General features: G+C 55.8%; 1 protein-coding gene. It reads right to left on the reverse strand.

What is annotated here, in order from left to right; translation table 11 throughout:
• Positions 1–4 precede the first annotated feature (4 nt).
• Complete coding sequence (locus tag I8U17_RS15785; RefSeq protein ID WP_232331147.1) at positions 5–7,306, reverse strand: SDR family NAD(P)-dependent oxidoreductase; 7,302 nt, start codon at positions 7,304–7,306, stop codon at positions 5–7.
• Between the last annotated feature and the right edge of the window lie 30 nt (positions 7,307–7,336).

Genomic DNA, 7,336 nt, shown 5'->3' on the forward strand with positions numbered 1-7,336 from the left:
AGCCTCACCTCTTACCCCAAGTTTCAATCTGACTGCGTTGTGATTGGAGCAGTTGCATAAATTGCTCTTCCGACAACTCATTCCGTGCGATTTTTTCGGTCAGGCTCAGGCAGAATTCATAACTGACAGGCGGGCTTTCCCGTCTTTCTGCCTCATCCGCCTGCTGTTTACCTGCTCCGATAAAACGTTTCAGTTTATTTTGATCCCCGTGAAGAACCAGCACCTGCGGATGGCCGGAAGCAAGCGCTTGATAGAACGCCTTTATGCCCGCTTCCGACTTCAGGGCCGACATGCCGATATCCTGCATCCAGCGGGCTTCCTGCTCTGATTCGATCCGCATCCCGCCGTCCTCCCACAGGGGCCAGTTGATGGAAAGTGTCCTTCCCCTGCGCTGATCGAGGGCGACCAAATGATGGCGGTACTGTGCATATTGATCGGCAAAGGCATTGGCCGCAGCGTAATCCGCCTGCCCGATGTTCCCTGTAACTCCGGCGAGGGAAGAAAAAATCACAAAGAAATCGAGATCATCTTCCCGGCTGGCTTCATCCAGATTCACCAGTCCCGTCACCTTGGGGGCAAGCACCCGGGCAAATTGCGACGGGGTTTTTTGAATGATGAATTGATCACTGGTTACACCGGCGGCATGAATGATTCCGTCAAGGCCTCCGTACTCTTCCCTGATGTCTTCCAGACAGCGAACAACTTTATCCCGGTCAGTTACATCAAGCTGCCTGTAGACAACCCGGAATCCGTCTTTCTCCAACTCCCTGAAGGCTGCATGGCGTGCCGCATCCGGCTGTGAACGCCCTGCCAGGATCAGTGTCCCTCTGTTGATGTGCCGGGCGATTTCCCGGGCAAAAATGGAAGCAAGGCCTCCTGCTCCCCCGGTGATGAAGTAAACCCCGCCTTCCTTCCAGGGAACGGCTGCCGGCTCACGGGCGTATGGAACTTCCCTCCAGTCAGGAACACATCGCTCTCCATCCTGATAGGCAACTCGCAAAACCCGATTCTCGAGGCGATTTTCCTCCAGGATGCCAAGAATGTTATCAATCCCCCCGTTTCCTTCCAGTTCCAGGCATTGTCCGGTCACACGGGGGTTTTCCAGACGGGCCGTTTGCAACATGGCGCAAATCGCCCCGGCAAACGGATATTCCTTCCGGTTGAGGAGCAGAACCTGCACCGATACCGTCCCGGTCGGTTTCGCTTTCAGAATGCGCTGAATGACGGCAAACACTTCAAGGGCAACATCGGCAAACTTCCCGTCAATGCCGTCCCCCCGTAAAGTCGGTAAATGGAAATGCACCCCCGGCAGACGATGTTCCATTTCCTGCGCCAGATTCTCATCGGCCCCGCACACGATCACGTGTCGCTGCTCATGGGCGGAGGACAGGTCGGGGCGACCCACTGCTTTTTCCGCCTTCCAATAAGGGGAAAGCAGCAAGGGGCTTTGCCCGGAATCTGCGCCTTGAAAGCGCTCTGTACTTTGCACGGCTTTCATGGTCAGACCTTTCATCCGCAGACGCAGCGAGCCCTGCTCGTCGCAAAAATCGATATCCAGTTTTTGCAGGTTCGCGTTTGCTGTTTCCTTTGGTCTGCGGCGGACCAGAGCCCACATTCGCGGAGTGCAGTTTCCGTATATCTCCAGTTCATCCAAAGCAAATGGCAGGAACAAGACGGTGCGGTCTTCGGCAGAGACCAGTCCCAGGGAAGACTGGACAGCAGCATCGAGCAAACTCGGATGCAAATGGTATTGATCCGCCGTATCGGCCACACTATCGGGGAGGCTGATTTTCGCCAGCACTTGCCCCTGCCCTGCATAAATCTCTTCCAATCCCTGATAACCCGGTCCATAAACAATGCCCAGGGACTGAAAAGCGGCATAGCACGCAGCCGGTGTCAGCATTCGTTTCCCGCACAGAGCCCGCAAGGCCGGCAGATCCAGTTGCGGCGTTTGATCCCCGGCTTTTGCCGGAACGATCCTTCCTTGGCAATACACGGTTGGATCGGCATCTCCGTTTTCCGGCTGCTTATAAATTTCATAGGTGATCTCCCCGTTATTTTCCGGGAAAAGCCCGATGTGCACCCGGACAGTCGGCGCATCCAGCACCAACGGACGATTCCAACTCACATTTTTCAGGCGAAGCGCCGTTGCCCGTTCACCTGATTCCGTACGGCTTGACACCGCCATTGCTGCCGCCAGGGCCATTTCCAGAGACACCATCCCCGGAAGCACCCGCTTGCCCCGGACAACATGATCCCGGAGGAAAAATTCCCGGCCGTCAAAATTCGTCGCGAACTTCAAACCGTCAAGATCCGATACATTTTGATGCAGCAGTGGATGAAGGTGCGCAGACGGCACCTGAACCTGCGCGGGTACACCGGGCTTATGCTCCGTTATCCAGAAACTTTCCCGGACAAACGGATCAGCGGGCAAAGGGATGCGGGACGGTTTGTCTGTCCCGTAGAGTTGATTCCAATCCACGTCCGCCCCGTTGACCCAAGCCTCCAGCAATGGCCTGAATTTCCCTGCACGGATCCATTGCCTGATTCTTTCGGCAGAAACAGCCGGGCCTTCGCTGCGTGCTTTCACGCGCCCCCGCAGCAAACCGTCTCCCGGCTGATCCGCGCGGCCGAGAAAAGTCCGCAATTGATGTTTCAGTTCGGCGATCGAAGCCGCCGTAAAGGCAAGCCGCTCAGCCATCGCTTCCCGCCCGGTCTGCAACGTATAGGCGATACACGCCAGCTCCCCCGACGTGAACTGCTCTCTCTCAATCGCAGCCAATAAACGGTTTGCCTGTTGCCTCAGTGCTTCTTCCCTTTTGGCTGACAGCACGATCAGGGCCGGACGGTTATCGGTGATGGGCGATCCGGAGCGTTTTCGCTTTTTGGGGATATATTCCTCCACCACCAAATGGGCGTTGGCCCCGCCCGCACCAAAAGAGGAGATTCCGGCCCGTCTCGGGTATTCGCGAATCTTTCCGTCCCTTTCAATTGCAGGCCGTCTCCATTCGCCAAGCTCCTGCTGCACCACAAACGGCGTATTCCGGAAATCAATATTGACATTCGGTTCCCCGGCATGCAGGGAAGGAAGCAATTGACGATGTTTCAGCTGGAGCAACACTTTGATCAAACCAGCAATCCCGGCCGCACTCTCCGTGTGTCCAATATTGGATTTCACCGAGCCGATGGCGCAGAACTGGCGGTCCGACGTATGCCGTTCAAACGCCGCAGTCAGACCCTTGATTTCAATCGGATCCCCCAGGGCCGTTCCCGTCCCGTGTGCCTCAATATAACTGATCGTGCGGGCATCAATCCCGGCCCTCTGCAACGCTTCCGCAATCACCTGTTCCTGTTGCCGGGGATTGGGCACCGTATAGCCGTTGGTTTTCCCGCCGGCGTTAAGCATACTCCCTTTGATCACTCCATAAATATGATCCCCATCCGCCTCGGCTTGGGACAAAGGCTTCAAAACAACCGCTCCGACTCCCTCCCCGTCGACAATCCCGTCCGCCTGTTTGCCGAAAGGCCGGCACTTGTCCCCGGGAGAGAGCATCATCATCGCCGACAATTTCCTATAATGATCCGGATGGACGATCAGATTGACTCCGCCGGCGATCGCGCACTCGCTCACCTCGCTGTAAATGCTCTCCAAAGCGAGGTGAATCGCCGTCAGGGATGAAGAACAGGCACTGTCCACGGCCAGGCTGGGCCCCTGAAAATTCAGAGCATAGGAAACCCGGTTGGCGATCGACCAGTAACTCGCTCCCGGTGGATAATGCCCGTTCATGACTCCGACGAATACCCCTACCCTGCGGCTGTGACTGAGATTTTCCGGAGTATAGCCTGCATCGGCAATGCTTTGATAGGCAATTTCCAGGAACAGCCTTTCCTGCGGGTCCATCCGCTTGGCCTCTGCCGGGGAAATGCGGAAGAAATAGGGGTCGAATTGGTCAATCCCGTCGAGAAAACCACCCCATTTGCTGTAGATATGGCCGGGTTTCCCCGGTTCCGCATCGTAATACTCCCGCCAATCCCAGCGTTTCTTCGGAATTTCGGTTATGCCGCTTTGTCCCGATTTTAGAAGTTCCCAGTATTCGTGCAGATCGTTCGCTTTGGGAAAACGGCCGGCCACCCCGATAATGGCCACATCGATCAGCATCCGGCTGTTCCGGTCCGATTTCCGCCTCGGGAACCGTAAACGCCGCGTTCTTTTTACATCCGTCTGATCGGGGGTGCGCCCGGCAGCATTCACCTGAGCATGTGCGGCGCCATCCCTTTTCTCTCCTCCGCTTCCGGCTACGAGCGTTTTCACTGTCTCCGGCTGCGTTTTCAGCAAAAAGTCGGCCACTTCGTCGAGAGTTTGGCACTCAAACAACAATGTGCCGGAAATCTGCTCAAAAACGTTGCGCAAGGCATTGGTCATCTGTGTGGCCAAAATGGAGTCGAACCCGTACCGCTCCAAGGGTTCGGCGCTGTCGATCTGCTCAATCGGAAGCTTCAGAATCCCGCCGACGATCTTCTTCAAATAAACCGTTATTCCGGAGCGAACGGCATCCTCATCTGTTTCAGCATTTTCCGATGCAACCGGGGCAGGCATGATTTCACTTATCTCCGTCTCCGGAAGCAAAGACTGGTGATTTTCCCGTACCCGCTGCCGGACAACTCCGTTGCTTTCTGCAAGGATGAGATGCTGCGGGCCGTTTGGGAAAACCGGAGCCAAGGCCGGGCGAAATCCTTCATATCTCAAGACGGTCTGCCACTGTTCCGCCGTTAACAAGGGAGACCCCGGGATTCGCAACGCTTCATCCTCAAACAGCCACCAACCTTCCAGCAACCCGAAAGTCAGGTGATTCAGCAAGGTTTTGCTGGTGGTTTCATTTAACAGAAGGAGGCCGTTCCGTTTCAACGCAGCCTTGGCATTCCGCAAAGTTTCGCGCAAATCCCGGGTGGCGTGGAGAACATTGCTCGCAATGACGATATCGTATCCGCCGGCCTCTATTCCCTGTCCGGCAACCGGTTCGGTGACATCGAACAATTTACAGGTAAGATTGGGGTTCCGGGAGCCGAATTCTTTTTCGGCAAACAATAAAAACGCCCGGGAAATATCCGTGTAGCAGTATTCCTTAATCTGCTCCCGGAAAGGCTTGAGTTTCTTCAGCACTGCCGAGCTGGCGCCTCCCGTCCCTGCTCCGATTTCCAGAATTCTGACAGGGACTCCGGGTTCCCGAAGTTTCCTCTGCTCAAGATAGGCGGCCACCATTGCGGCGAGCTTCTCATTGTAATAATCGGCCACGGCATTTTGCTTATAGATGCCTTCCACCCGTTCCATGGAAGAATCGGGAAACAGGATCTCCGTCGCTGCTTTTTTCCCGGTGAGAATCGCCGGCAGCTCCCGCAGAACCGCCTCGGCCAAACTCAAATGGGGACGGATATTCTCATCCTCGATCCATTCCTGTCTCCGGGCATCCCACTCCCGCCAGACTGCCTCTGCATCAACCGGTGCCGTCTCAAGCAACGTGTAATTTTGTCCATCCCGCTTCAGATAATGATGCTGCTCCAGGATCGCTGCGGTTTCTGCCAGCCACCGGCCATACCCTTTGTGAAGCGATTCGCTGAGGCGGGTCAGGTTTCCGCTCTGTTCCCGGAACAAGCCTGTCGATTGCAGCTGGCTCCAGAGCAGCTTGATCAGCAACGAAGTCAGTTGTTCCATTTTGTTTGCGATTGCCGCCATCACCTGATCCATTCGCTGATCCTCTCGTGGGCGCTCCTTGACCAGAAGGTCGAGATAAGAGCGGATGGTGGCAGGATAGACGGATATTTTTTGGGACGGATTCATTTCTTGCTCAGTCAAAGGGCGAATCGTGTTGATGAAAGCGAGCTGCGAGACGGGGTTGGATAGCAGAATCTCCAATGCTTCCATCGCCTCCGGTGCTTCGACCGACCCGATCCCTGCTTCCGCCATTCGCCGGTGATATTCTTTGGCAGCAACCACTCCGACGCTGCCCCAGTACCCCCAGTTCATCACTTTTACCGGACAAGTCCATTCCCGGGCCAGCGCCAGGGCAAACGCATCCTCGAAAGTGCTTCCGGCTGCATAATTGCTCTGCCCGGCCGCCTTGGCAAAGGATTGAACCGAAGAGAAGAAAAGGACAAAATCCAGCGGTTCCGATGCGAACACCTGAGCCAGCCTCACACTCACATTCACCTTGGCCTCCAAGGAAGCCCTGAACCTTACTTCATCCATGTGCTCAATGGATTGATCGAGCAACACAATGGCTGAATGGACCACACCGCGAACCGGTCCGACCTTTTCCCTGATTTCGCGATGAGCCCGTTCCAGGGCCCGCCTGTCGGTGGCGTCGGCGGAAATGTATAGGGGAGCCGGTCCATATGCAGAAAGACGGTCGATCTTGTCCGCAATCTCCCGATTCTTTTCCCGTCTGCCAATCCAAACGATCTTCGCGCGGTAATTGCGGATCAGATATTCACTCCAAACCTCGCCGATTCCGCCGGCTCCTCCGATCACGACATAAACTCCGCCGGTTCTGTAGGGAACTTGCTGTTTTTGTACATCTTTCACCTGAAGCAACTGCTGGCGGTACCATTCTCCGCCGCGACATGCGAGCACTTCCCCTTGCAGATGGCGGATTCGGGCAAAAGCCCAGCGGATGTCCTCCGTCTTTTCCAGATCGATGAGGCGGATCGGCCAATGCGGATATTCCTTGGCCAGCGACCCGGCAAACCCATGGAGGGCAGACTGTGCGGGCTGTATCTTTTCATCGGGATGAATCTGCTGCGCCTGTGTGGTAATCAGCGTCCAACCCAGCTCTTTCTGCCCGTAGCCCAGATGGAGAAATGCTTTGGTCAACCGGAACAGCTTGATCACCATCTGCTCTTGTGCCTCAATCAACCTTTCTTCCGTCATCGACCGGACGGAACCATCCGGTGCGATCCAGATCAAATGGTCAACGTGGCCCAGTTGCCGGATTTTCCCGGAAATGACCTCGATTGAGTCCCCATCGTCAATCTCCAGCACCCGTACCCCGGGATATTGTCGGGCAACGGCTTCTCTCTCCGCCTCCGTTCCCCCTGCCAGCACGATGTTTTGTCCCGGCAGCGGGAACTTTTCTTCCGTTGTTTGCGGGATGACCTCCCATACGGGTTTCAGCAACAGATTGCCTGTGGTTGCGGCATGCTCCTCTGCAGTTGCTTCGATCGACGCTGTATCCGGTTTTGCCTCCCGTGTAACCAGCCCCCGTATTCGCAGGCAAATCCGGCCGGTTTCGTCGCACAGATCGACGGACAACTTCCCACCGGTTTCCTGATGAATCCGTGC

It is taken from the genome of Thermoactinomyces sp. CICC 10521, assembly GCF_016055135.1.
GTDB lineage: Bacteria > Bacillota > Bacilli > Thermoactinomycetales > Thermoactinomycetaceae > Thermoactinomyces_A > Thermoactinomyces_A daqus.